Source organism: Pseudoalteromonas sp. meg-B1 (assembly GCF_003173795.1).
Classification (GTDB): domain Bacteria; phylum Pseudomonadota; class Gammaproteobacteria; order Enterobacterales; family Alteromonadaceae; genus Pseudoalteromonas; species Pseudoalteromonas undina.
On record NZ_QGQU01000001.1, the window covers coordinates 212,830 to 238,255 of the forward strand.

At 40.4% G+C, this 25,426-nt stretch carries 26 protein-coding genes; 9 read left to right on the plus strand and 17 right to left on the minus strand.

The window, feature by feature from the left end:
- Positions 1–66 precede the first annotated feature (66 nt).
- Entirely contained in the window at positions 67–783 is a 717-nt protein-coding gene (locus tag DK924_RS00970; RefSeq protein ID WP_010391605.1) for an SIMPL domain-containing protein, read from the plus strand.
- On the opposite strand, the gene DK924_RS00975 is transcribed toward DK924_RS00970, so the two are convergent.
- From DK924_RS00975 to DK924_RS01010, 8 genes are all read right to left on the minus strand, one after another.
- Positions 775–1,434 carry a hypothetical protein gene (locus DK924_RS00975; protein ID WP_109874124.1) on the minus strand — a complete coding sequence of 220 codons (660 nt, stop codon included), beginning with the start codon at positions 1,432–1,434 and terminating at the stop codon, positions 775–777. The genes DK924_RS00970 and DK924_RS00975 overlap by 9 nt on opposite strands.
- A gap of 104 nt (positions 1,435–1,538) precedes the next feature.
- Entirely contained in the window at positions 1,539–3,371 is a 1,833-nt protein-coding gene (locus tag DK924_RS00980) for a DUF885 family protein (protein WP_008113341.1), read from the minus strand.
- Positions 3,372–3,455: 84 nt separating this feature from the next.
- Positions 3,456–4,592, minus strand: coding sequence for a radical SAM family heme chaperone HemW (gene hemW, locus DK924_RS00985; protein WP_109874125.1), 1,137 nt, complete (start codon positions 4,590–4,592; stop codon positions 3,456–3,458).
- Complete coding sequence (locus DK924_RS00990; RefSeq protein WP_010391597.1) at positions 4,589–5,188, minus strand: XTP/dITP diphosphatase; 600 nt, start codon at positions 5,186–5,188, stop codon at positions 4,589–4,591. Before DK924_RS00990 ends, hemW begins: the two co-directional genes overlap by 4 nt.
- Before the next feature lie 2 nt (positions 5,189–5,190).
- Positions 5,191–5,634 (minus strand): DUF4426 domain-containing protein, encoded by a 444-nt coding sequence (locus DK924_RS00995; RefSeq protein ID WP_010391596.1) that lies wholly within the window; start codon positions 5,632–5,634, stop codon positions 5,191–5,193.
- A gap of 58 nt (positions 5,635–5,692) precedes the next feature.
- A complete protein-coding gene (locus DK924_RS01000) occupies positions 5,693–6,226 on the minus strand; it encodes a YggT family protein (protein ID WP_008113334.1) in 534 nt (177 codons plus the stop codon).
- Between the two features lie 26 nt (positions 6,227–6,252).
- On the minus strand, positions 6,253–7,074 hold the full coding sequence (proC, locus tag DK924_RS01005; RefSeq protein ID WP_010391593.1) for a pyrroline-5-carboxylate reductase: 822 nt from the start codon (positions 7,072–7,074) through the stop codon (positions 6,253–6,255).
- A gap of 17 nt (positions 7,075–7,091) precedes the next feature.
- Positions 7,092–7,805: a YggS family pyridoxal phosphate-dependent enzyme gene (locus DK924_RS01010; protein ID WP_109874126.1), complete on the minus strand. Its 714-nt coding sequence runs from the start codon at positions 7,803–7,805 to the stop codon at positions 7,092–7,094.
- 2 nt (positions 7,806–7,807) lie between these two features.
- Between DK924_RS01010 and DK924_RS01015 the strand changes: the two genes are divergently transcribed.
- Both DK924_RS01015 and DK924_RS01020 read left to right on the plus strand, forming a co-directional pair.
- Complete coding sequence (locus DK924_RS01015) at positions 7,808–8,848, plus strand: type IV pilus twitching motility protein PilT (protein ID WP_010391590.1); 1,041 nt, start codon at positions 7,808–7,810, stop codon at positions 8,846–8,848.
- Between the two features lie 9 nt (positions 8,849–8,857).
- Positions 8,858–9,994, plus strand: coding sequence for a PilT/PilU family type 4a pilus ATPase (locus tag DK924_RS01020; RefSeq protein ID WP_010391589.1), 1,137 nt, complete (start codon positions 8,858–8,860; stop codon positions 9,992–9,994).
- A 265-nt stretch (positions 9,995–10,259) separates the two neighbouring features.
- Here DK924_RS01020 and ruvX read toward each other — a convergent pair whose 3' ends face one another.
- From ruvX to DK924_RS01050, 6 genes are all read right to left on the minus strand, one after another.
- Complete coding sequence (gene ruvX, locus DK924_RS01025; RefSeq protein ID WP_013465849.1) at positions 10,260–10,709, minus strand: Holliday junction resolvase RuvX; 450 nt, start codon at positions 10,707–10,709, stop codon at positions 10,260–10,262.
- Between the two features lie 17 nt (positions 10,710–10,726).
- Positions 10,727–11,284 carry a YqgE/AlgH family protein gene (locus tag DK924_RS01030; protein WP_010391585.1) on the minus strand — a complete coding sequence of 186 codons (558 nt, stop codon included), beginning with the start codon at positions 11,282–11,284 and terminating at the stop codon, positions 10,727–10,729.
- A gap of 128 nt (positions 11,285–11,412) precedes the next feature.
- Positions 11,413–12,363 (minus strand): glutathione synthase, encoded by a 951-nt coding sequence (gene gshB / locus DK924_RS01035; RefSeq protein WP_109874127.1) that lies wholly within the window; start codon positions 12,361–12,363, stop codon positions 11,413–11,415.
- A gap of 66 nt (positions 12,364–12,429) precedes the next feature.
- On the minus strand, positions 12,430–13,164 hold the full coding sequence (rsmE, locus tag DK924_RS01040; RefSeq protein ID WP_109874128.1) for a 16S rRNA (uracil(1498)-N(3))-methyltransferase: 735 nt from the start codon (positions 13,162–13,164) through the stop codon (positions 12,430–12,432).
- Between the two features lie 70 nt (positions 13,165–13,234).
- Positions 13,235–13,708, minus strand: a complete 474-nt coding sequence (locus DK924_RS01045; RefSeq protein ID WP_109874129.1) for a hypothetical protein — start codon at positions 13,706–13,708, stop codon at positions 13,235–13,237.
- Between the two features lie 77 nt (positions 13,709–13,785).
- Positions 13,786–14,679, minus strand: coding sequence for a hypothetical protein (locus DK924_RS01050; RefSeq protein ID WP_010391581.1), 894 nt, complete (start codon positions 14,677–14,679; stop codon positions 13,786–13,788).
- Between the two features lie 78 nt (positions 14,680–14,757).
- On the opposite strand from DK924_RS01050, the gene glnE reads away from it, so the two are divergent.
- The gene (gene glnE / locus DK924_RS01055) at positions 14,758–17,553 is read left to right on the plus strand and encodes a bifunctional [glutamate--ammonia ligase]-adenylyl-L-tyrosine phosphorylase/[glutamate--ammonia-ligase] adenylyltransferase (protein ID WP_109874130.1); all 2,796 of its coding nucleotides are present in this window, start codon (positions 14,758–14,760) and stop codon (positions 17,551–17,553) included.
- Between the two features lie 313 nt (positions 17,554–17,866).
- Here glnE and DK924_RS01060 read toward each other — a convergent pair whose 3' ends face one another.
- The 3 genes from DK924_RS01060 to tolC form a co-directional block, all read right to left on the minus strand.
- Entirely contained in the window at positions 17,867–18,439 is a 573-nt protein-coding gene (locus tag DK924_RS01060) for a toxin co-regulated pilus biosynthesis Q family protein (protein WP_010391576.1), read from the minus strand.
- A 37-nt stretch (positions 18,440–18,476) separates the two neighbouring features.
- Positions 18,477–19,400, minus strand: a complete 924-nt coding sequence (lpxL, locus tag DK924_RS01065; protein WP_054201907.1) for an LpxL/LpxP family Kdo(2)-lipid IV(A) lauroyl/palmitoleoyl acyltransferase — start codon at positions 19,398–19,400, stop codon at positions 18,477–18,479.
- A 106-nt stretch (positions 19,401–19,506) separates the two neighbouring features.
- Entirely contained in the window at positions 19,507–20,865 is a 1,359-nt protein-coding gene (gene tolC / locus DK924_RS01070) for an outer membrane channel protein TolC (protein ID WP_109874131.1), read from the minus strand.
- A 205-nt stretch (positions 20,866–21,070) separates the two neighbouring features.
- On the opposite strand from tolC, the gene DK924_RS01075 reads away from it, so the two are divergent.
- The 5 genes from DK924_RS01075 to parE are packed head-to-tail and all read left to right on the plus strand — an operon-like array spanning position 21,071 to position 25,416.
- Positions 21,071–21,697 (plus strand): NUDIX domain-containing protein, encoded by a 627-nt coding sequence (locus tag DK924_RS01075; protein WP_109874132.1) that lies wholly within the window; start codon positions 21,071–21,073, stop codon positions 21,695–21,697.
- 30 nt (positions 21,698–21,727) lie between these two features.
- Positions 21,728–22,186 carry a DUF1249 domain-containing protein gene (locus tag DK924_RS01080; RefSeq protein WP_054201904.1) on the plus strand — a complete coding sequence of 153 codons (459 nt, stop codon included), beginning with the start codon at positions 21,728–21,730 and terminating at the stop codon, positions 22,184–22,186.
- Complete coding sequence (locus DK924_RS01085; protein WP_109874133.1) at positions 22,173–22,958, plus strand: metallophosphoesterase; 786 nt, start codon at positions 22,173–22,175, stop codon at positions 22,956–22,958. Before DK924_RS01080 ends, DK924_RS01085 begins: the two co-directional genes overlap by 14 nt.
- Positions 22,943–23,506, plus strand: coding sequence for a YqiA/YcfP family alpha/beta fold hydrolase (locus tag DK924_RS01090; protein ID WP_010391565.1), 564 nt, complete (start codon positions 22,943–22,945; stop codon positions 23,504–23,506). The genes DK924_RS01085 and DK924_RS01090 overlap by 16 nt, the downstream gene beginning before the upstream one ends.
- A gap of 20 nt (positions 23,507–23,526) precedes the next feature.
- Positions 23,527–25,416: a DNA topoisomerase IV subunit B gene (gene parE, locus DK924_RS01095; protein WP_010391564.1), complete on the plus strand. Its 1,890-nt coding sequence runs from the start codon at positions 23,527–23,529 to the stop codon at positions 25,414–25,416.
- Positions 25,417–25,426 lie beyond the last annotated feature (10 nt).

A 25,426-nucleotide genomic window follows, 5' to 3' on the forward strand; every position in this document is an offset into this window, starting at 1 on the left:
AATCGCCCCTAGTTTGAACAAGTTTTAATCCGCAAAGGTCAACAGACCCTAATCAAGGAGAGTGAAGTGAATAAAATATCGAATGTAACCGTTGTTATGGCAGCAGTTTGTTTAAGCATCGGCTTAATTGCATTGGGCTTTATCATCAAAGGAGCCGCACTTGATATTAAAGGCATGGAGCGCACTGTTCAGGTAAAAGGCTTAGCAGAGCGTGAAGTGGTCGCTGATACTGTTATTTGGCCGCTGCAGTTTAATGACGCCGATAACAACCTTGAAAAGCTTGTTGAGCGAGTTGAGCAAAAGAACGATGCCGTAATTGCCTTTTTAAAGCTACATGGCTTTGACGATGAAGAAATATCGACAGGCACTCAATCTATTATTGATAAGCAAGCGCGTGAATACGCGAACGACAATCAAACGTTTAGATACGTTATTAGCTCAAATATTATTGTTTATTCTAATGCCCCCGATAAAGTTAAAAATGCACTGAGTAAAGTGAGTCAGTTAGCTAAACAAAATATAGCCATAGTCCAAGATAACTATCAAACTCGTATTGAATATATTTTTACTGGGCTTAACGATATAAAACCTGCCATGGTGCAAGAGGCCACAGAAAAAGCCCGTGAAGTAGCAAATAAATTCGCGAAAGATTCAAACTCCCTTTTAGGTAAAATTAAAACCGCACGCCAAGGGCAGTTTAGTATTAGCGATCGGGATTCAAACACACCGCAAATTAAAAATGTACGCGTGGTTACCAGCGTAGAATATTACTTATCAGATTAGTGCCACTACTTGTTCAGTAGAGCGCTGTAAATATGCGGCGCTCAACAGTAAGGTAATTTCGCCTGGGGGATTATTTTTTAATGCCTCAAGCAATTGTAATTTTGCTCTAGGATTTTGTTTTTGTTCTATTTCCATTAATGCCAGTAAGGCTGAAAACTCATGCTTTACCGGAATGTTGGGCTTATGTGCATAAACGATATAGCTGGCCACAGGAGTCAGCCCGTGCTGATTGGTTTGCGCCAATGCATGCAGTAACTCTTCATTAGATTCAAATAACATTAACGAGCGAACATAGTTAAAAGGCAACTGGCTTGGCGCTGCGTGCTTGAACACATTATGTAACACGTTATTGCCATGGCTATCTGTACTAATAAAGCCTTTATTTAATTTTAATGCAGGCGTAAAAAAGCTCAGTGCATCTAAACTGGTTAGCTGTTCAATAAACTGTGTTGGTGGCGTATTGCTCGCTAAAATTCGCACGGCAATGTTTTGCATAAAATCGTATTTAATACTCATGCGTAACGCGCTTTCAAACAGATAATTAAGCTGCATCACTTTTTGAGCGTCAGTGAGCTTTTTAAAGTCGTTATCAAGCTCATCAAACTGTTGTTGTTTAATACGCGCATTGAGTAGCTGTATGCTTAGATCCATTCTGTTCTCCTTGAATACCTACTTTATCCTAGCTTAATTTTTTGCTTTATAAAACAAAAGGCCGCAATTGCGACCTTTAATATGTTTAAGTAGTTACTTGATAATTAAGCTTGTTTGCTAGCAACCCACTCATCAACAAAGTTTTCTAGTACGTTTAATGGTACAGGGCCATTTTTAAGCACTACGTCGTGGAATTGACGAATATCAAACTTGTCGCCAAGCTGCTTTTTAGCCGCTTCACGTAGTTCTAAAATTTTCAGCATACCTACTTTGTAAGCCGTTGCTTGTGATGGCATTACAATATGACGCTCAACCATTTTTACACCGTCAGAAGTGGCGTTAGGAGTGTTGTTAACGTAGTAATCAATACCTTCTTGGCGAGTCCACTTCATTGCGTGAATACCGGTATCAACCACTAGACGACAGGCGCGCCATAACTCCATAGCTAAACGACCAAAATCTGAATACGGGTCTTCATAAAGGCCCATTTCTTTTGGTAGTAACTCTGAGTATAAACCCCAACCTTCAATGTAGGCTGTGTAACCACCAAACTTACGGAACTTAGGCACGCCTTCCAGCTCTTGTGAAATAGCAATTTGCATGTGATGACCCGGAATACCCTCATGGTAAGCGAGAGCTTCCATTTGGTAAGTTGGCATTGCTTCCATGTCATAGAGGTTGGCATAGTAAATACCTGGGCGAGAACCATCTGGCGCAGGTTGTTGATAAAACGCTTTACCTGCGGCTTTTTCACGGAAAGCTTCAACACGTTTTACTATCATATCGGCTTTTGGTTTTACAATAAACAGCTCATCTAAGCGTGTTTTCATGTTATCAATTAAGCCTTTAGCTTCACTTAGGTATTGCGCTTTACCCGCTTCAGTATTAGCAAGGTAAAATTGCTTGTCGGTTTTCATAAACTGCATAAAAGCGTTTAAGTCGCCCTCAAAACCAACTTTATCTTTAATGGCACGCATTTCATCATGAATACGTGACACTTCGGCAAGGCCAATGGCATGAATTTCTTTTGCTGTGAGGTCTGTCGTGGTAGTGCGTTTAAGCGCGTTATTGTAAAACGCTTCGCCATCAGGGAATTTCCAAGCACCGTCACGGTCATCAGCACGTTTTTCTAGCTGTGCAATGTAGTTGATTAACTTAGAGTAAGCAGGTTTAACTGCTGTTTTTAATGCATCAGTCGCTTTACTAATAAGTGCATCTTTTTCAGCTTGGTCGATTTCTAATGCATTTACTTTACGTTTAAAGTCAGCTAATAGCGTAGAATCTTCACCTTGTTCAAACGGCGCACCTTTAATGATGTTTTTGCTTGAATCAATCACGTGTGGAAATACAAATTTAGGTGCAATAATGTTTTTATCGGCGCGAATTTCTAAGCCGGTAATCAGTTGATCGAATACACCCGGTACCCCATTTAAACGGGCAATGTAATCGTTGGCTTCTTTTACGTTGCTAATTTGATGCTGGTTAATTAAAAAAGCCGGCACCATAGAATGTGTACCAAACATTTGGTTTACTGGGTAGTTATGGTAACGCCATTTAAAATCAGCAATGCTGGCTTCTAAATCTTGTTTTTTTAAATCATAACTTACTTGAGTAGCTGCATCTAATTGCGCACGGTCAATGCTGTTGAGCGTGACCAAATCGGCTTTAGTTTGTGCCAAGTCTTTTAGCGCTTTTTCTTCGCTGTTGTCATCCCATTTATCGTAATCTTTTTTGATGCCCATATAGGTTTGATAAACTGGGCTGCTCATTACATCACGATTAAAAGTGTCTTCAAAAAAAGCATTCGCTTTATCAATTTCACTTTGTACAGGTTGAGCTTGAACCGCCGGTGCAGGCGTTGATTGTTGTGTTGCTTGTTGGCAACCGGCAAGCAGTGCCACGCTTACCGTGGCAGCAATTAGAGTAAGTTTACGCATTCGTTTCCCTTTTGTTGTTAGAAACCCATTAGGGTATTTTAATTTTTTATGTGTTTACTTTACATGCGTATAACGCCAAAAGCGTTATACGAACAATTCTAGCAGGTCATTTAAAAAGCGATGGCCTTTAAGGCTTACTTGCCAATGGCCGTCTTTTTCTATTAATAAACCTGTGTTAATGGCTTTATTCAAAGCCGCTTGTTGGCTTTGTAATGGCTGATTAGTCAGTGCACTGTAGTCTTCAATCGGGCATGGCTCTGTTAAACGAAAGCGATTCATAAAAAATTCAAACGCTAAGTCGTCTTGTTCTACTTGCCAGCTTTTGTACAAGTAGGGCTTAATAATGTCCATGTAGCCCCGTGGGTGTTTAACCTTTTCAGTGCGTGTTATCACCCCTGTTTTCGCATCAGTAACCTTACCATGGGCGCCACAGCCAATACCAAGATAATCGCCAAACCGCCAATAATTCAAGTTATGTTGGCATTGAAAGCCTGGTTTTGCATATCCTGATATTTCGTATTGCTGATAGCCGGCTTGTGATAATAATGCTTGGCCTTGTTCTTGAATATCCCATAAGGTTTCATCTTGCGGCAACGTGGGCGGTTTTGAAGCAAATTGTGTATTAGGCTCAATGGTGAGCTGATACCAAGAAATATGTGGTGGGCTCAGGGCAATAATTTGTTTTAAATCACTTAGTGCGTCATCGAGAGATTGCCCTGGTAAGCCATGCATTAAATCAAGGTTAAAGCTATTCAACCCTGCTTCAGTAGCTTGTTGTGCTGCATAACTGGCTTCATCGGCACCATGAATTCGGCCTAAGGCTTTTAACTTATCATTTTGCATGCTTTGCACGCCAATAGAGATACGGTTAATCCCTGCTTTTACATAATCTTTAAAACGGCCAGTTTCGACTGTGCCTGGGTTTGCTTCAAGGGTTATTTCACAGTTATCGCTTAAACCAATTAGGCTATCTATTTCATTGAGTAAACGGGTATATGCCGCGCCGGTTAATAGGCTTGGCGTGCCGCCGCCAATAAAAATACTGTGAATTTTCCGCCCTTGTACTAAGTGTAAATCAGCTTTTAAATCGTCAATTAAGTGCTGTACATATTCAGCTTCAGGGATGTCACCTTTTTGCCCGTGGCTATTAAAGTCGCAGTAAGGGCATTTTTGCACGCACCAAGGCACGTGCACATATAAACTCAGTGGAGGAAGGTTCACAGGCCGCCTTTGTGTTGTAACTCTTGTAGTAATTTATTAAGTGCTTGCCCACGGTGACTTAGTGCATTCTTCTGCTCTTTTGTAAGCTCTGCACTGGTACAACTTTCTGATGGTACAAAAAAGATAGGATCGTAACCAAAGCCACCTTTACCGTGTTGGCTAAGGGTAATTTCGCCCTCCCAGCTAGCACTGCAAATAAGTGGAGTAGGGTCGTCGGCATGACGCATTAGTACCAACACACACCAAAAGCGAGCGCTGCGATTAGGGTTGTTGCCTAAATCAGCCAGTAATTTATCGATATTATCTTGATCGCTTGCGCTATTTCCTGCAAAACGAGCAGAGTAAACACCTGGCGCGCCATTCAGGCCATCAACTTCTAAGCCTGAATCATCTGCAATAGCAGGCAGTCCGGTAATTTTAGCCGCATGACGCGCTTTAATTATCGCGTTTTCTACAAACGTGGTGCCTGTTTCGTCTACGTCACTGACATTAAAGTCGCTTTGCGGTACAACATTAATATTAAGTGAGCTGAGCATGTTAGCCAGCTCATTCACTTTTCCGGGGTTGCCGGTTGCAAGAACTAAGGTGTTGGTCATATTTAATCTACGTAAAATTTTTGCTTAAACTTTAATGTTTGAAACTGATTACCTTGTTGGATTTCAATTTCAAAACGTAAAATCTCTTCGTTGGTGTAATCTACTTGTGCTAGGTAATAAATTGAATCGCCTTCAACGACTTCTTTAAAGTTAAGGGTTTGCTTGTTACCTAATAAGTTTTTAGCGGTACCTTGTAATGTCGCTTTTTGAGCGGCTTTATCTGCATTATTTTTTAATATTGAAATATTAACAATGCCTTTATAGCCACTACGCTCAAGGTCATAGGCTTTAGCTATTTGCGGTTGAATAAACGTTGATGGAAAGGCTATGTAATGAACTTGCCAAGGGCCTAGTTCTTTGTATTGGGCGCCTTGTTCTTGAGCGCTGTGCGCATTAAATGCTAAAGCGAGACAAGCAATAAAACAAAACTTTATTAAACGTTGCATGGTTAACTCCTGAGTATGTAAAAAAGAGGCGTTAGGCCTCTTTTATATTACGTTGTGCTTAAGCTAAAAGGTCCATTAGCAGCATTTGTAAAAACTGAATGCCGATGATCAGTACCAATACCGATAAGTCTAAGCCTCCTAGTGGCGGTAAGATTTTACGGATTGGCTTTAGCATTGGCTCAGTAAGCTGATGGAATACCGCTTCAATTGGGTTATAGCCTTGGCTTACCCAGCTTAAAATAGCGCGGATGATTAACACCCAAAAGACTAAATTTAAACCTTCTTTTAAAACAGTTATTAGTGCCTGTATAAGCACAGGTTGAATAGCCCAAGAGCTATAAATAAGCCACATTAATGTACTTATTTTTGCCGCAGCCACTATAAATGCCAGCAACAAAGAGGCTAAATCAAGCCCGCCTAGCCCTGGAATGATTTTTCGCAGCGGGTTAACTGCAAACGAAGTGGCTTTGACCACAAATTGGCTCATCGGGTTGTAAAAGTCGGCTTTTGCCCACTGTAGCCAAAAACGCAGTAGTACCACCATTAAAAACAGATCAAACAAGGTGCTAATTAAAAATTGCATGGCATTCATAGTATAACCTTCAATAAAAAATGGTTTTAAAGTTCTTGTTCCATTTGCACTGCACGCGCAATACACGCATCCATTGCATCACCCACAGTTTGGGTTAAACCTTGCGCTTTTAAATGCTCAACAGCTGCATGCGTGGTACCGCCTTTTGAGGTTACATTGGCGCGCAGTTGCGAAATGCTAATATCTGGTTGGCTAAGTGCCATTTCAGCTGCGCCTAGCGCTGTTTGCTGTACTAAGCGACGCGCGTCTTCATCATTAAAGCCAAGTGCTTTCGCTTTTTCTTCAATCGCTTCCATAAATAAGAAAAAGTAAGCTGGCGATGAGCCTGTCACAGCAATGACATCGTTAATTTGCGATTCTTGCTCTACCCACACAACTATACCTGTACATTCAAAAACTTGTTGTACAAATTCATGTTCGCTTTGCGTTTCGCCAGCGCCATACAAGCCCGATACACCACGGCCAAGTAACGACGGTGTATTTGGCATACAACGCACCATTTTCACATCTTGGCCAAGCATTTCACGTAAGCGTTTAACGGTTAAGCCTGCAGCGACTGAGATAAATAATTTATCACTAAAGTCGATGCCTGAATCTTGAAATGATTGGCACAAGTCGCCCATCATTTGTGGTTTAACAGACAGAACAATGACATCTGCATCGCGCATAGCTTCGTTATTGTCACTGGTGGTTTGCACCTTAAAGTCGGATGCTACCTTGGCTAGTTTTTCTTGGTTGCGGTTAGTTGCAATAATATTGTTTGCGTTAAAGCCGTTTTTTACCATGCCACCAATGATGGCGTAGCTCATATTACCTGTGCCTATAAATGCGATTTTTTTATCTGACATATGTCTGTTATCACCTTTTAAGTTCGTGTTCCAAAAATATCTGTGCCGATCCTCACCATGGTTGAACCTGCCGTTATGGCAGCCTCTACATCGTTACTCATCCCCATCGACAACGTATCTATATGAGGATATTGGGTCTGTAGTTTATCAAAGCAAGTTTGTAATTGCTCAAAATATTGAATTTGCGTGTTAGCATCGTCACTTTTTGCAGGAATAGCCATTAGTCCGCGTAATTTTAACTGTGAACACTGACTTATAAATTGTGCTAGTTGGTCTATTTCCTCTACGGCACAGCCGGATTTCGCGTCTTCTGCGCTAATATTAACTTGTATCAGTATATTAAGAGCGGGCATTTCCTGTGGGCGCTGAGCGTTTAAGCGTTTTGCTATTTTTAGTCTGTCGACGCTTTGTACCCAGTCAAAATTAGCAGCCACCAAAGCGCTTTTATTTGACTGTATAGGGCCAATGAAATGCCAAACAATATCGCTAAATGTGGCTAGTTGCGCTACTTTATCTACAGCTTCTTGAACATAAGATTCACCAAATTGGCGTTGCCCTTGCTCATATGCTGCCATAATATCAGAGACGGGTTTGGTTTTAGATACTGCAAGTAACGTAATGTCGTTACTATTGCGCTGTGCATTTTGCGCTGCCTCTGCAATTCTAGCGTAGGCGGATGTGAGTCGTTCTGCTATTGTAACCATATATTTATCAGTTAGTTGTGGAGTCATAAATGGATATCACCGAATTATTGGCATTTAGTGTGCAACATAAAGCATCAGATTTGCACTTATCATCAGGGGTATCACCTATGATACGTGTTGATGGTGATGTGCGACGAATTAATATACCAGCACTTGGAGATAAAGAAGTCAGCAGTCTGGTTTATGACATTATGAACGATAACCAGCGTAAGGACTATGAACAAAATCTCGAAGTGGATTTTTCTTTTGAAGTCCCTAATTTAGCACGTTTTCGTGTAAATGCCTTTAACTCTAATCGTGGTCCTGCTGCCGTTTTCCGTACAATCCCGAGTGATGTATTGACACTTGAAGATTTGGGCGCGCCGGAAATATTTAAACAAATTTCAGATAACCCACGAGGTTTAGTATTAGTTACCGGCCCTACAGGCTCAGGTAAGTCGACTACACTTGCAGCCATGGTGGACTATATAAATCAAAATAAACATCACCATGTACTGACCATTGAAGATCCTATCGAATTTGTGCACGATAATAAACTCAGCTTAATTAACCAGCGTGAAGTTCACCGCGATACACATAGTTTTTCTAATGCGCTGCGAAGTGCATTGCGTGAAGACCCTGATGTTATTTTGGTAGGTGAGTTACGAGATCTAGAAACTATTCGCCTTGCTATGACTGCTGCTGAAACTGGTCACTTAGTATTTGGCACTTTGCATACCACGTCGGCACCTAAAACCATTGACCGTATTATTGATGTATTCCCTGGTGAAGAAAAAGACATGATCCGCTCTATGCTTTCTGAATCACTTCGTGCGGTTATCTCACAAACACTGATCAAGAAGGTCGGTGGAGGGCGAGTGGCTGCACACGAAATCATGTTGGCAACGCCTGCTATTCGTAACTTAATTCGTGAAGATAAAATTGCTCAAATGTACTCATCGATTCAAACCGGTGCGTCGCAGGGCATGCAAACCATGGATCAATGTTTAACGAATCTAGTTAACCGAGGCATTATCACTCACTCAGCGGCGTATACAAAAGCACAAGATAAGACGCAGTTTAGCGCTTAAGGAATTATTATGACTTTATCTCTAAATCACTTTTTACAAATAATGATCGACAAAAAAGGCTCTGATCTATTTGTATCAAGCCAGCTGCCTATTAGCGCTAAAATTAATGGCGAGCTGATACCTCTTAATGATGACAAACTAACCGATGAGCAAGCGCTGGAATTAGTTGAATCAGCGATGAGTGAAAAGCAAAAAGCAGAGTTTCATAGCACCAAAGAGTGTAACTTTGCAATTGCAACCAGCGAAGGGCGCTTTCGTATTTCGGCTTTTTGGCAACGTGACAGAGCGGGGATGGTTATTCGCCGGATTGTGACCCAAATACCTGATGTAAAAGAGCTGGGATTGCCCTCAGTACTTACTGATGTGATTATGTCAAAGCGCGGACTTGTATTATTTGTTGGTGGTACTGGAACAGGTAAATCAACGTCTTTGGCGGCGCTTATTGGTTATAGAAATCGCAATCAACGTGGGCATATTCTAACCATAGAAGATCCAATTGAGTTTGTTCATGAACATAAAAAAAGCATTATTACTCAACGTGAAGTGGGCTTAGATACTGAAAGTTTTGAGTCAGCACTAAAAAGCTCTTTACGCCAAGCGCCTGATGTTATTTTGATTGGTGAAATTCGATCGCAAGAAACTATGGAGTATGCGTTAAGCTTTGCAGAAACAGGTCATTTATGTGTTGCTACCTTGCATGCCAACAATGCCAACCAAGCCATTGACCGTATTATGCACTTAGTGCCAAAAGAGAAGCACGATAAGCTTAAATATGATTTAGCATTAAACTTACGGGCTATTATTGCCCAGCAGCTTATCCCAACCTCTGATGGGGAGGGACGTGCTGCTGCTATAGAGGTATTATTGAATACGCCAATGGTGAGTGAGCTGATTAAAAACGGTAACATTGGTGGTATTAAAGAAACCATGGCCAAATCAACTGAAATGGGCATGCAGACCTTTGACCAAGCGCTGTTTGAGCTTTACAGACAGCAACGGATTAACTATGCCGATGCACTTCATCATGCAGACTCGCCAAATGATTTACGTTTAATGATAAAACTGCGTAATAACGAGCAGCAAGGAGCTGGGTTTTTACAAGGTGTAACTATTGATGGCCTTGATGATAAAGGTAATATTACCTAGTAATTAATTCTTTGTTGCCTATATGGATGTAGGTAAGGGGCGTGGGCAGGACGTGGAAGCTTTGCTCGGTTTTTACTTATTCTTACATGGATGTAAGCTAGTAGAATAACGTAGGTGCAGTTATCGAGCCGGCTAGGTTACAAACCTCGCGCCGCGATTAAATTGCCCCTAGTTTGAATGAATTTTAATCCGCAAAGACTAACAGACCCTAGTCAAAATCCACACATAAAAAAAGCGCCCTAGGCGCTTTTTTTGTTAAATCAATTTATTCGCCATAACTGGCTTCAAAAAAGCTCTCTAGAATAATCACCGCAGACATATTATCTACGTTGCCTTTACCTAAGTTTTTATAACCACCACGTTCAAACAATCGTGCTTTAGCATCAGCGGTAGTTAAGCGCTCATCTTGAGTATGAACCGCAATACCGTAATGATTATGCAATCGATTGGCGAACTTTTTGGCTTTAAAGGTGACCTCTTGAGAAGTGCCATCCATATTAAGCGGTAAGCCAACCACCATTAAGTCAGGTTGCCACTCTTTTACCTGCACAGCAATGTCATCCCAATTAGGGATGCCATCTTGAGCTTTCACCGCTTTCAAACTGGTGGCGCTGCCTGTCAATTCTTGACCAATTGCGATACCAATGCTCTTAGTACCAAAATCAAATCCCATTACGGTGCGCTCACCTTGCGGTTTTACAGTTTTTTTAGTCATGTTTGTCTTTTATGTTATTAGGCATGTCCAGCTTCAGGGCTTAATTGGCTAACATCAAAACCAAGCATAGAGACTGCCATTTCCCAGCGCTTTTCCACTGGGGTATCAAAAATTATTTTAGGGTCGGCTTTTATAATCAACCAGCTATTATCAAGTAGCTCTTGTTCTAGCTGGCCTTGCTCCCAACCTGAGTAACCTAAGGTAATTATAAATTGCTCGGGTGCTTGAGCAGTAGTTAATGTGGCTAATACATCTTTTGAGGTAGTGATCATAATATCACTACTCAACTTTTGGCTTGCCGAATACCCCGGTTTTGGTGAATGTAGTACAAAGCCACGATCCGTTTTTACCGGCCCGCCAGCATACACTGTCACTTGCGCGGCATGTTGCGACTTATCGTTATCAATATCAATTTTGTCGAGTAACTCACCTACGGTGACATCAATCGGCTGATTGATAACAAGTCCCATAGCGCCTTCTTCATTGTGTTCACAAATATAAGTGACGGCACGTTTAAAAAAAGGGTCTTGCATTGATGGCATTGCGATTAAAAAGTGATTTTCTAATGACTGCATAAGTTTTACCCTTTTAGTTATTGAATCTTGAGTATGGCATAGTCCCATGTTTTAACACTAAAAATTTATTCGACTTTAAGCGGTGACTATAGAAGCGCCACTGCTTAAAGTTTGTTATGGCTTTAATATTATTTACTAAGCTTTCTCTCTATAGCATCAAATAAAATACCGGTAATAGAAATATCGTAAGCGGCCTCAATTTCTTTAACACAGGTTGGTGCTGTTACGTTAATTTCAGTTAACTTATCGCCAATGATATCTAAGCCAACAAATATTAAGCCTTTTTCTTTCAATGTAGGGGCAACTGCTTGAGCAATTTTAAGATCTGACTCACTAATTGGGCGTGCTTCACCACGTCCGCCGGCGGCTAAGTTACCGCGCGTTTCGCCGTTTTGTGGGATACGCGCTAAACAATAAGGAATAACTTCACCATCAACAACCAATACGCGCTTGTCACCTTGAGTGATCTCTTCAATGTAATTTTGCGCCATCGCAAAGCGACTGCCATGCTCAGTTAAGGTTTCGCATATTACGCCAATATTGGCATCATCTGCTTTTACTCTAAAAATAGAAGCACCACCCATACCATCCAGTGGTTTTAAAATAATATCTTTGTGCTCGGCTAAAAATTCACGGATTTGCTTTTGGCTGCGCGTAACTAACGTATCAGGTGTATGCTCACTAAACCAAGCGGTAAATAGTTTTTCATTGGCGTCACGCAAGCTCTGTGGCTTATTAATAACTAAAGTACCCGCTTGCTCAGCACGTTCTAAAATATAGGTTGCGTAAATATATTCAGTATCAAAAGGCGGATCTTTACGCATTAAAATAACGTCTAAGTCAGCCAGTGCAATGGTGATTTTTTCTTCAAGTTGATACCACTTTTCTGCGTTATCAAAAACCTGTGCTTTGGCTGCAGTAGCGTAGGCATTGCCTTGACGCAGCGATAAATCATCCATTTCCATGTAGTAAATTTCGTAGCCACGGGTTTGCGCTTGCATCATCATTGCAAAACCGGTGTCTTTTTTAATATTAAATCCACTAATAGGATCTGAAATAATACCTAACTTAATTGCCATGCGCTGTGCCTTAGTTTATGTGTTTTTTACAACTGTAATCTTGATATGTGGGTGCTTTTAGTTATTTCAATTAGCTAAATCGCCAAATTGTAATTGCAGTGCGCTTAAAACGGTTAACGCTGCTGTTTCTGTGCGAAGTACCCGCGGGCCTAAGCGAATATCTACAAATTCTTGTTGCTTTGTTTGTGCTATTTCATCGTTAGTAAATCCACCCTCAGGCCCTACTAAAAAGCGCACGCCGTCATCGGGAACGGTAATGGTTTTAATACTGTGTTCGGCGCGAGGATGCAGAGTTAATTTAATGGCAGCTGTTTGCTGTTCAAGCCAGGTTTTTAAATCAACAGGTGAGTGTACTTTTGGCACAAAGTTGCGCCCAGATTGCTCTGCTGCGGCAATGGCTATTTTTTGCCATTGCTGGTGTTTTTTTTCTAAGCGGTCGCCACTTAGTTTTACGCCGCAGCGCTGGCTAAAAATAGGGGTGATTTCAGTGATCCCTAATTCAACAGACTTTTGAATGGTAAAATCCATTTTGTCACCACGGGATACGCACTGGCCTAAATGAATTTTTAATGGTGATTCAACGTCATGAGGATTAAATTCAAGCGGCATAACAACCACGCTCTTTTTACTCACCTCAATAATTTCACTTAGAAACTCTCCGCCTTCACCATTAAAAATAGAAACCTGCTCGCCCACTTTCATGCGCAACACACGGCCTATGTGCCCTGCAGCATCATCGTCAAGGTTTAAAGGAGTATTAAGGGCAATTGGTGATGATTGATAAATATGAGGCACTCGCATGGCAAATCACTTTTTTACATAGAAGTTATATCCCTCTATGGTAAGTAAGCAAAGGCTTGGGTGCAATTATTTATTTTTCATATTCAGGGACTGCAAGCTCTGTTAGTTCTTGTGCGGTTTGGGCTATATCGGTATCACAGGACAAATGATTTGAATGGCACTCTTCATTTATGGGGTTAATGTCATAGCCATGATTGGTTTGACTAATAATATAGCGTTTTTCATGTAATGAATTATAAATAAAGCGCTGTGTATCATCAGCGAGCAAATAATCTGTTTGGTTGAATAATACGCCTTGAACATTGTGGTGTTCGTGAAGGTAGCTGGCCAGTTCTGAAATACTGATTTCGTTCTCAATATCGCAATAGCAATAATCTTTAACGAGTTCATCAAACATCATTTTAACCAGCTTTTGCGTGTTCGCACCGGCTATTATGATGTCCCTTTTAGCAGCATCATTAGTATTTATGTAATGTTTTACAAATGCTCGGCTGAACTCGTTATCTATATCGATTAATAGATAACTTCCTGTTTTAATTGCCATATGCCTAAAGTCCCTGTTAATTTACCAAACAATTAAATAGGGACGTTAAGCAACGGCTAAATTTAATGAGTTTGGTACTAAATTGAAAACATACTTATTAATAAATAACCAATAGCACAAAATACAGCAAATTCAATACAGGCAATGCCAATATTATCCTGATGATCGACTTCAAGTGCGGTATCTATATTTGGCATTGAAATAATTTTTATAATATACGTTAAACAGTATAGTAACAGCCACATCACACCGCAATGCATTACCAAAGTAAATAAGTTCTCTACCATTTTACCGTTTTGAAACGCCGCACTCGATAAACCAGCATACGCAGCAAGAGCTAAGCCTATTGATTTACCCGCATAGCGAATACCAATGGAGGTGTTTTCTAAACCAAAGTTACTTTGCAACGAGGCCCCTTGGTTGGCTTTAGCAAAGCGGTTTTCGCGTATTTTACTGTCTAGGGCAAACATGCCTTGTAAAACAAAAAAGCTTACCGAGGCTATTAATAAATTACTAAAGCCTTGAGTGTGTGTCCACGTATATAAACCCAATACTAAAATGCAGTTGGCAATCAGCATGCCTGAATCAACCAACGCTGCACAAACGTTTTGTTTTAATATAGCTGCTTCTTCATTAAAGCGGCGTAAAATCCATTTACGGTGGATTAAATGTCCCATTTTTATAAACGAAAATAACAGCACAATTAATAAAATGACTTTCAGCGGATTTGATTGAGCGGTGCTAATACTAATTTCATCGAACAAAAATGCCATCGTGGCGATCACGACTGATATTTCAGAAGCAAAACTAATTCCCATTGCAAAGTTATCATGTTGCGCTAATTCTTCTTTAAGTGCTTGTTTTGCTTTTATTTGAGTAATAATTCTTAAACTGATGATAATAATACAAATAACCACAAAACTAATAGCAATCGCAACTAAACTAGTGTTAGATAATGACAAGTATGACATGGTGTTCCTAAATAGATTTACCTTGATAGGTTTTTAACCATTCTAGTATGGTTATTGGTGAGATAAAAGAGGGTATTGATGAGTAACGACACGCAGCTTCCTATTGAATTACAAAAACTGGGTGAAACGCGTTTTGCAGCGCTGTATCCCGAACAACAAATCCAGCAGCAAATCGTGCGTTTATTAGCGTTAAGTGATTTTGCTTGGCGTAGTTTAAGTTCTCAACCTTCGCTGTTGTCTTGGTTGCTATGCGAAGTTGAAATTAATAATAGAGAAATTTCAGATCCCTTTGCAACACTTAATATAAATGAAGTAGAAGAGCAGCAGTGTCATCAATTACTGCGCCAATATCGTGAAAAGTACTGGCTAAAAGTCGCTTTTTTAGACTTATGTTGTGAAAACTCAATTGCGGATAGCATTAAATACATTAGTGAACTTGCCAATAAACTGATAGATAGTGCTAATCAATGGGCCTACAATAATGTTGCTAAAACTAATGGTGAACCATTAGATGAAGATAAAAACGCTTTACCATTAATGGTACTAGGCATGGGGAAGTTAGGAGGGCAAGAGCTAAATTACTCATCTGATATCGACCTTATTTTTGCATACCCCCGCAACGTTAAAACCCAAGGCGGTCGTCGCTCGCTCGAAGCATCTGTTTTTTATACTAAAGTGGCCCAAAAGTTAATTACAGCCCTGAACCAATGCACCGTAGATGGCCAAGTATTTCGGGTTGATATGCGTTTGCGCCCATTTGGTGAAAGTGGTCCGTTGGTGATGAGCTTTAATGCCATTGAAGACTATTACCAAGAGCAAGGGCGTGATTGGGAGCGCTACGCGATGTTAAAAGGGCGATTAATTGGCACGCCTAGTCGTTATTGGCAGGAATTTAATACTTTGCTGAGACCTTTTGTTTATCGTCGCTACATTGATTTTTCGGTGATTGAATCGCTTAGAAAAATGAAACTCATGATTGCCCAAGAAGTGCGTCGTAAGCGCTTAACTAATAACATTAAATTAGGTGGTGGCGGCATTCGCGAAGTTGAATTTATTGTTCAAGCATTGCAAATGGTCAGAGGCGGCAGAGAAGCAAATTTACAAACACAATCTTTATTAACTGCATTAGAGCAGTTAACAGTTAGTCAAGTGATTGATGAGCATGAAGCCAGAGGGCTTAAAAATAACTACCTTTATTTACGTAGGGTAGAGCAATACCTACAAATTTTTGATGATCAGCAAACACAAACTCTGCCTGATGATGAGCTAAATCAGCAACGGCTGAATGTATTGTTGAAGCAAGGTAATTTTGACTCAGCTATTGAAAAAATAGAACAGGTCATGGCGCAAATTCATAATGAGTTTATTCAGGTAATTGGTGAAGAAACTGAACCACTTGATACTTGTGAAGGCGCGTTTATAAGTACTTGGGATCATGGTGATGTTAGCTTTTTGAATGAACCAAGAGAAGAGTGGCAAACACCATTACATGACTTCAAACAGCGCCTATCTAAAGCCAAAGTGGGCAACCGTGGACGCGATATTCTTGATAAATTAATGCCTGCATTACTAAAACAATTAAACGACTTTAATGCTACTGCCAGTGCGTTTACAACGGTATGCCAAATACTAAATAAAATTATTTCGCGCACCGCTTATTTAGAGCTGTTGTATGAAAACCCAGGAACGTTAAAGCAGTTAGTTTTGCTCTGTTGCCATAGCAAGTGGATTGGAGAGCATATTTCATTGTATCCCATTCTACTCGATGAACTTATCGACCCTGCAGTGCTGTATAAACCGACCCCATTAACAGCGTATAAAGATGAAATAAGACAGTATTTTTTACGTATTGAACATGACGATCTTGAACAACAAATGGAAGCATTGCGTCAGTTTAAACAAACCCATCAGTTACGGATTGCTGCCGCAGATGCCACTGGCGTAATTGATGTAATGAAAGTAAGCGATCACTTAACCGCACTTGCAGAAGCGATAGTTGATCAGGCTGTTAATATTGCTTGGTATCATTGTGTTAAACGTTTTGGCATGCCACCTAATACCGATGATGAACATAAAGGCTTTGCCGTTATTGCGTATGGAAAAACCGGTGGTTTTGAGGTGGGTTATGACTCTGATCTCGATTTAGTTTTTGTGCATAACCATGACGGTACCAGCTATACCAGCGGCGACAAGGCAATTGACTCAAGGCAATTTTATTTAAAGCTAGCACAGCGTTTAATGCATTTATTTAATACTCGTACTGCTTCAGGTATTTTATATGAATTAGATACTCGACTTCGTCCAGAGGGGGCATCAGGGTTATTAGCGATTAACTTAGAGAGTTTTAATCATTACCAACAAACTCAAGCATGGACGTGGGAGCATCAAGCTTTAGTCAGAGCGAGGCTGATTTTAGGCCAAACTGAATTAGTAACGCGTTTTGCACAAATTCGCGCCGAGATATTGTGTCAAAAACGTGATGTTGAACTGCTAAAAACCGACGTAATTAAAATGCGCGAAAAAATGCGTGGCCATTTAGCTAAAGGCAACGAGCAGCAGTTTGATTTAAAACAAGACGTGGGGGCGATGACCGATATTGAGTTTATCACCCAATATTTAGTATTAAAGTACGCTCATGAATTTACCCATTTATGCGACTATTCTGACAATGTCAGAATTTTAACGGACGCAGCTAAAATTGGTTGCATTACAGACACACAAAAACAGCAACTTATTAAAGCCTATATAGATTATCGCTCACGCTATCATGTGTTGAGCTTAGATCAGCAGGGTCGCTGCGTAAAACGTGAAGATTTTAGTGAAGATATTAAAAATGTCACGTCGATATGGCAGGCTATTTTTGAATTAAATTGAATAAATACATAGGCGCTCGATTATTATTGAGCGCCTATAAAGCCAAGGGTCTGTTGAACTTTGCGGATTGATATTTGTTCAAACTAGGGGCAATTTAATCGCGGCGCGAGGTTTGTAACCTAGTGGGCTAAGTAAGAACCGAGCAACAAAGAGTTAATTGCTCCTAGGCAGAACCCTTCGGGCAGCGCCTGTTTGGCATTTATTCCGCGTTATCGCCTATTTATGGGGAATAACCACACTTCATAGGCTCTGCCTTGCCTAAATACTAAACAGACTGCTGCAAATTCAACCTTGAAAGGTCAACAGACCCTAGTTAATTACTTAGCTTTAAACAGTTTGTACGTACAAATTCAGACGGTAGCTCGGTAATAACCGCTGCGCGTTGTTTAGGGCAGAAAAACGCATACACTTCATTTGAAAAATCATCATTTATAGAGCGGCTAACGCGGTATAAAGCGGAGTTAAAACTGCTATCTATTCGAAAGTGATCCTTAACAACGTAATCTTTGTCTAAGTACCACATTAAAGTAATACCTTCGTTATTAGCATATTGGGTTAGTACGGTACGCAAGGTTGAGTCACGTTGGAAGCGACGCGGGCCTACTTCTCCACTCCAATTTAAAGGCATAGGCTCTACTACAAAAGAACGCTGGTTTAGCGCTCTGTCGAGGCTAAGATCGGGTTTTTCGAGTTCAATTACAAATTTGTCATTGTCTTTATTGACAGAAATTCTATCTCGGATTGATGCATAAAACCGCGATAACCCTTCAGCCGCAGCGTTAGTGGTTTGTTGATAATTGAGTGACGACGAACCATTTAGTAGAAAGTAAATGGCTGCACCAATTAACAATAAAGCTAAAAGTATATATCTAATCCAAAACCACATGGCTGTTACTCATCTTTGTTATTTTAATAACCCATCTTTAATAGAAAGAGGGGGCGTCTTTATCGGGTCGTGTTTTAAAACGTCTATGCAACCACATATATTGTTCAGGGGCGGCATTTATTGATTGTTCCATGCGCTGATTAACACGTGTTACATCGGCTTTATCATCGCCGCTTGGGAAGTTTTCAAGCTCAGGCACGATTTCTAAGTGGTACTTTCCGTTGTTATCCCTATAAGCAATTAAGCTCATTGTTTCGCAGTTTTTACTACCAGCAAACATTAGTGTACCAGTGGTGGTTGCTGTATCGGGTACTGCGTAAAAAGGCACAAACTCACAGCGGTTACGGCCATAATCCTGATCGGGTAAGTAATAACACAGTTTTTTATTTTTTAATGATTTTAATAATCCTTTTACGTCTTTTTTTCCAACCATGTATTCATTAGAGCGAAGACGTCCATTGGTGGTAAAGTATTCCATAAGCGGGTTGTTATGCGGGCGGTAAAAGCCAATACCTTGGCACTTCAATCCCATTACGCGGCTTGTCATTTCAAGATGCAGTATATGTGGAACAAGTAATAAAACGCCTTTTCCTGATTGTTGTACGCGCTCAAAATGCTCAAGCCCTTTTATTGACCCGAGTACTTTTTTGACCCGCCACTGTGGCCACCACCAAGCCATGCCGGTTTCAACCATCGCAATACCGGTATTTTCCATGTTCTTAAGTACCAGCTGTTGTTGCTCGGTTTCGCTCATTGTGGGGAAACAGCGTTTAATATTAACCTCAGCAATATGCCTTCTACGCTTCATATATTTATGAACCAAGCGTCCTAGCTGCTTACCCATAGCTAATTGTAGTTTTTGCGGTAACCAAGAAATGAGATATAAAAACAAAACACCAATCCAGGTTAGCCAATAACGAGGACCTAAAAAAGAGGCTTTAAAAGGGGATGAGTTAACCACAAAAATTTCTCTAAAAATAAAAGGCTAGTTTAACGCTATGTGTTAAAAAATACAAAAAGCCAGCAAAAAGCTGGCTTTAGTGATTATTTATAATGAAGTCGTCTGCTTAGTTAACGGTATTTAAACCTTGGTTTATACCCACTAAATCTTCACGGCTCAATGTTCCTGTTGCTTGTTTTAAGCGAAGCGTTGATACAACATAACGATAACGTACATCAGCAAGGTTACGCTTTGCATTGTACAAGTTTTGCGTACTGATCAGTACATCAACGATTGTACGTGTACCTACTTCAAAACCCGCTTCAGTGGCTTTTAATGCACTTTCAGCTGAGATAACTGCTTGTTCGAGCGCTTTAAATGTTGCAATGTCAGATACCACTTGATTGTAAGAAGTAATTACAGAGCGAGTTACTGCACGATAATCGGTTTCAAAATCTTGGCTAGCAGCAACGTAAAATGCACGTGCTTGATCTGTTGCAGCAACCGTTGCGCCACCTGAGTAAAGTGGGACGCTAAAGTTTAGTCCAATAGAGGTTGAATCAGAACGAGGCTGGTCGTCAAAACTAGCGCCATTTAACTCACTATCTGTTAATGAGTCGCCGTAGCTAGCATTTAACGTTAGTTTTGGGTAATGACCTGCTTTTGCGAGTTCAATTTGTTCTTTAGCTATATCAACCGTTATTTTTGATACTTGCAGATTTAAGTTTTTGTCTTTAGCTATTTTAACTAAATCAGTTGCAGGCGTACTTGGCTTAACAGTAGAAAATGTTTCGGTGTTTAACATATCCAGCTTTGCGTGGTACTTACCAGTGATCTCACGTAGCTGCTCACGGGCTGTTTCTACCGCATTATTAGCAATGATCTCTTGCGCTACTGAATTATCAAATTGTGCTTGTGCTTCATGTACATCGGTAATAGCTGTTAAACCTACAGCGTAACGCTGTTTAGTTTGTTCAAGTTGGCGCTCAATGGCACGTTTTTCAGCTTGTACAAATTCAAGGTTATCAATAGCGCTAAGTACGTTAAAATAGCCCTCAGCAACACGCACAATTAGGTTTTGCTTGGCAAAGTCGTATTGGCCGCTTGCTTGAAGTGCTTGTTTGTCGGCTATACCTAATGAATTCCATGCGCCTAAATCAAATAACGTTTGGTTTAAGCTAATACCACGAGAAAACTCGTCGTTTTCAGCATTAATTTTATCAAGAGAAGATAAATCCTCAGATTGTCTGAAGGAAGTTGAGTCAGACTTTGTGTAACTCATAGTCAAGCCAATTTGCGGTAATAGTGCGCTCATAGCGCGATCGCTTTGGTATGATTGAGCATCAGCTTGGGCTTTTGCTTTTAAAACGGTAGGATCGTTGGCTGTTGCGATTTCAAAAACTTGAAGTAAATCTTCAGCATTGGCTACGGTTGAGCCCAATGCGCATGATAAACTAACCAGTGCTGCAAGGATGTTCTTTTTCATGTGATGTTCGGTCCTTAGACAATTTTTGTACTACAGGCATGTTAACCTGTTTTACTTAATAACTAAAAAAAAAATTAGTAAAACAACGTTCTCAAGTGTAACAGAATATATACCTAACACGCCTCATTCGCTCAATTTAGCGTTTTAATAGGGCTGGCAATCAAGGCGTTGATGTATCTACGCTTTCAAAAAGGAAATAAAAAACATGGCGAATAAAAGTCGTACTCAATTTACCCATGATGATGTGAGATTAAAACCGGTTGAAAATTTGTATAACGGTTTTTTTAAAATAAACCTTTATCAATTTCAGCATGCCCTGTTTGCTGGTGGAGAGTCTGAGGTTATTCGTCGAGAAATTTTAGAGCGTGGCGATGCGGTCGCGGTATTACCTTATGATCCAGTCACTGAGCAAGTATTGCTTATAGAACAAATTCGAATTGGCGCAATTAAAAGCAAACATACGCCTTGGCTGTTAGAATGTATAGCGGGTATGACCGATGGCAGTGAAGATTACGAAGCGGTTGTTAAAAAAGAAGCGCTTGAAGAAGCGGGGCTTAATTTAACAGAACTTGAGTTTATGTTGTCTTATCTTTCAAGCCCCGGCGGTACTACAGAGCGTTTGTTCTTATATTTAGCTCACGCCGATTTAAGCCAAATGAGTACTGGCATTTATGGGTTAGAAACCGAAGGTGAAGATATTAAAACCCATATTATGCACGTAGACGAAGCACTACAGCGACTTAATAGTGGTGAAATAGATAATGCTGCTACCGTAATTTGCTTGCAATGGTTAGCGCTAAATCGCGATAAGATACGTAAAAAGTGGGCATAGTTTTTAATTTTTAATAGTAATGGCGGTATTTTGACAGCACTTTTAACCACTAATCGATACATTCAAAGCCTTCCAAAGTATTTAACGCTTTGTGAGCACAATTACGTACGCCTTTTAAAACTACTGCCTCATGAGCAAGTGATTGGCAATGTAAGAGAAATTAAATTAGGGCACAGTGAATTTGCAATTCACATAGATGATAGTGCTAAGTACACACTTGATGTTTCTATTAAACAGTTAAATGGCATGCTCGTTGGCATTGCACCGCTGTATTTAACGGTACGTTTGTACAATGATGCGAAGGTGGCTGAAATTATTCATCATGACTACCACCAACGAATTAAGCCTTCTTATGGTTACCCTAACCCAAAAATGCATCAAAAAGATGAAAAGTATCAGTTAAATGCTTTTTTGTATGACTGGTTGGTAGCGTGTGTTGAAAGAGGTCAATCAACACTTAATTGGGATGTAAATAATGGCTTGGTTTGATGACATCTATTATTTTGAACAAACTACGCTTCGAATTGCACATCTAACTGATTGCCACCTTTTTAGTGATAAAGATGCTAAATACTTTGGCGTTAATACCGCTGAACATTTTGTTAAAGCATTGGCCGATATAGCAAAGCAGCAGCCTGATGCGTTGATATTTGGTGGTGACCTAACGCAAGATCACAGCTTTAATTCGTATTTATTATTTGCAGAACTTATTCATAATAGTGACGTTGATTGCCCCGTATTTTGGGTGCCTGGTAACCATGATGAAATTGAACAGCTTAATTTAATAAGTGGTGGGCAAATACAACACGCTAAACACATAGTGGCACAAGGGATTGAGCTGATATTAATTAATTCTAAAGGTGATACACCAGCAGGGTGGGTTAGCGCCACACATTTAGATGAAATTATGGCGTGCTTAGTTGATTCAAATAATCGCCATATTGCATTTTGTCATCACAACCCATTACCTATTAATGGCTACCTAGATAAACATATGCTAGAAAATGGGCCGCAACTATTAAATTTATTAGTTAATAATGGTCGCGTTGATGCGCTGTTTCATGGGCATGTCCATAATGACTATCAACAGCAGTTTAGAGGGCTCAATGTTTACGCTACCCCAGCCAGCTGCGTGCAATTTAGTAAACACAGCGCGACTTGGCAGCAAGAAAATAAAGGGGCAGCTTATCGCATGCTGTATTTAAATGCTGAGCAACAACAGGTGCATATACACTCGGACGTGGTATGGTTAAACGAGTAATTTATATTCACGGTTTTAATAGCTCTGAAAAATCATATAAAGCTGTGCGCTTTGGTGAGCTTATGGCACACTATGATGTTGATTATTGTGTGCCGCGTTTAAATCATGAGCCTGTAGAGGCTATTATAGCGCTTGAACAACTATTAACACCGAATACCGTATTATTGGGCAGCTCGCTAGGTGGTTTTTTTGCCACGTATTTATCGCAGCGTTATCAAATTCCTGCGGTGGTAATTAATCCTGCCGTTGCCCCATATACATTATTAGAGCCTATACTTGGGCCTAATTATAATCCGTATCAAGATTATAATTACCAATTACAATCTCGTCATATAGATGCGTTAAAAGCATTAACGGTGACAGAGTTAAAACACCCTGAGCTGTTGTATTTATTACAGCAAACAGGGGATGAAGTGTTAAATTTTCAGCACGCAATAAAGTATTACTCACAATGTAAACAGTTAATTGAATTTGGCGGCGATCATAGCTTTAATGGCTTTGAACGCGCTTTTTCAAGCATTGTCGATTTTCTTAAAATCAGATATTAGCGTATATAAAGATAAAAACTATGACTCAACAAAATTATAACGCCGAAGCCATTGAAGTACTTAATGGATTAGAGCCGGTAAAACGCCGCCCTGGCATGTATACAGATACCACAAGGCCAAACCATTTAGGCCAAGAGGTAATTGATAACAGTGTTGATGAAGCAATGGCTGGGCACGCAACACGTATTGATGTCATTTTACATGAAGATAATTCGCTTGAGGTGAGTGACGATGGCCGAGGTATGCCAATTGACATTCACCCAGAAGAAGGTATTCCAGGAGTTGAGTTAATATTTACTAAGCTGCATGCCGGCGGTAAGTTTTCAAACAAAAACTATCAATTCTCTGGTGGCTTGCATGGCGTAGGTATCTCGGTTGTTAATGCGCTATCTACCCGCGTGGAAGTAACGGTTCGCCGTGATGCGCAGCAATTTAGAATGGCTTTTGAGCATGGCGATAAAGTTGAAGATTTAAATGTTATTGGCTCAGTGGGTAAACGCAACACTGGTACTACGGTACGTTTTTGGCCAGATACCAGCTATTTTGACTCTGCTAATTTTTCTTTGACTAAGCTTAATCACTTATTAAAAGCTAAAGCGGTTTTATGTCCAGGTTTGCGTATTAAGTTTGTAAATAAACAAACGAAAGAAACCCAAGAGTGGTTTTATGAAACAGGCTTAAAAGATTACTTAATTGAAGCCGTTAAAGGTTACGAAATACTACCTAAAGACCCATTTGTGGGTGAGTTTTCAAGTTCTATTGAAGGCGCTGATTGGGCGGTAGTATGGATGCCTGAAGGTGGTGAGTCGATAGCCGAAAGTTATGTAAACTTAATTCCTACCGCGCAAGGGGGCACCCATGTAAATGGTCTGCGCCAAGGGCTTTTAGAGGCGATGCGTGAATTTTGTGAGTTTAGAAATTTATTACCACGTGGCGTAAAGCTCACCCCAGATGATATTTGGGAACGTTGTAGTTATGTGTTGTCGGTTAAAATGCAAGACCCACAATTTGCAGGGCAAACCAAAGAAAAACTTTCATCACGTTCATGTGCTGCGTTTGTATCGGGTGTAGTAAAAGATGCCTTTAGCTTATGGCTAAATGAGCATACTGACACCGCAGAGCTACTTTCTGAACTATGTATTTCAAATGCACAGCGTCGCTTACGTGCGGCTAAAAAAGTAGTACGTAAGCGAGTTACATCAGGCCCAGCATTACCAGGCAAACTGACCGATTGTAGTGCTGCTGATAATGACCGCACAGAATTGTTTTTAGTAGAGGGTGACTCAGCAGGGGGCTCAGCTAAACAAGCGCGAGATCGTGAATTCCAAGCAATCATGCCGTTAAGAGGTAAAATTTTAAATACTTGGGAAGTAGAATCAGGGCAAATTTTGGCCTCTCAAGAAGTGCACGATATTTCAGTTGCGCTAGGTATAGACCCAGACTCAGCCGATATGTCGGGACTACGTTATAATAAAATTTGTATATTAGCGGATGCTGACTCCGATGGACTGCATATTGCCACCTTACTGTGTGCCTTATTTGTTCGCCATTTCCCACAATTAGTTAAAACCGGCCATGTGTATGTTGCTATGCCACCGTTATTTAGAATTGATATTGGTAAAGATGTTTACTACGCGCTGGATGAAGATGAAAAAACCGGTATCTTAGCGCGCATAGAAGCAGAAAAGAAACGTGGCAAAGTAAACGTACAACGCTTTAAAGGTTTGGGCGAAATGAACCCGCTACAATTGCGTGAAACAACCATGGACCCTAATACTCGTCGTTTAGTACAGCTTACTCTTGATGAAGAGCAGCAAACAATGGAAATGATGGATATGCTACTCGCTAAAAAGCGCTCATCAGATCGCCGTCAATGGCTAGAGGATCATGGTAACAAGGCACAAGTTTAATAAGCCTTTG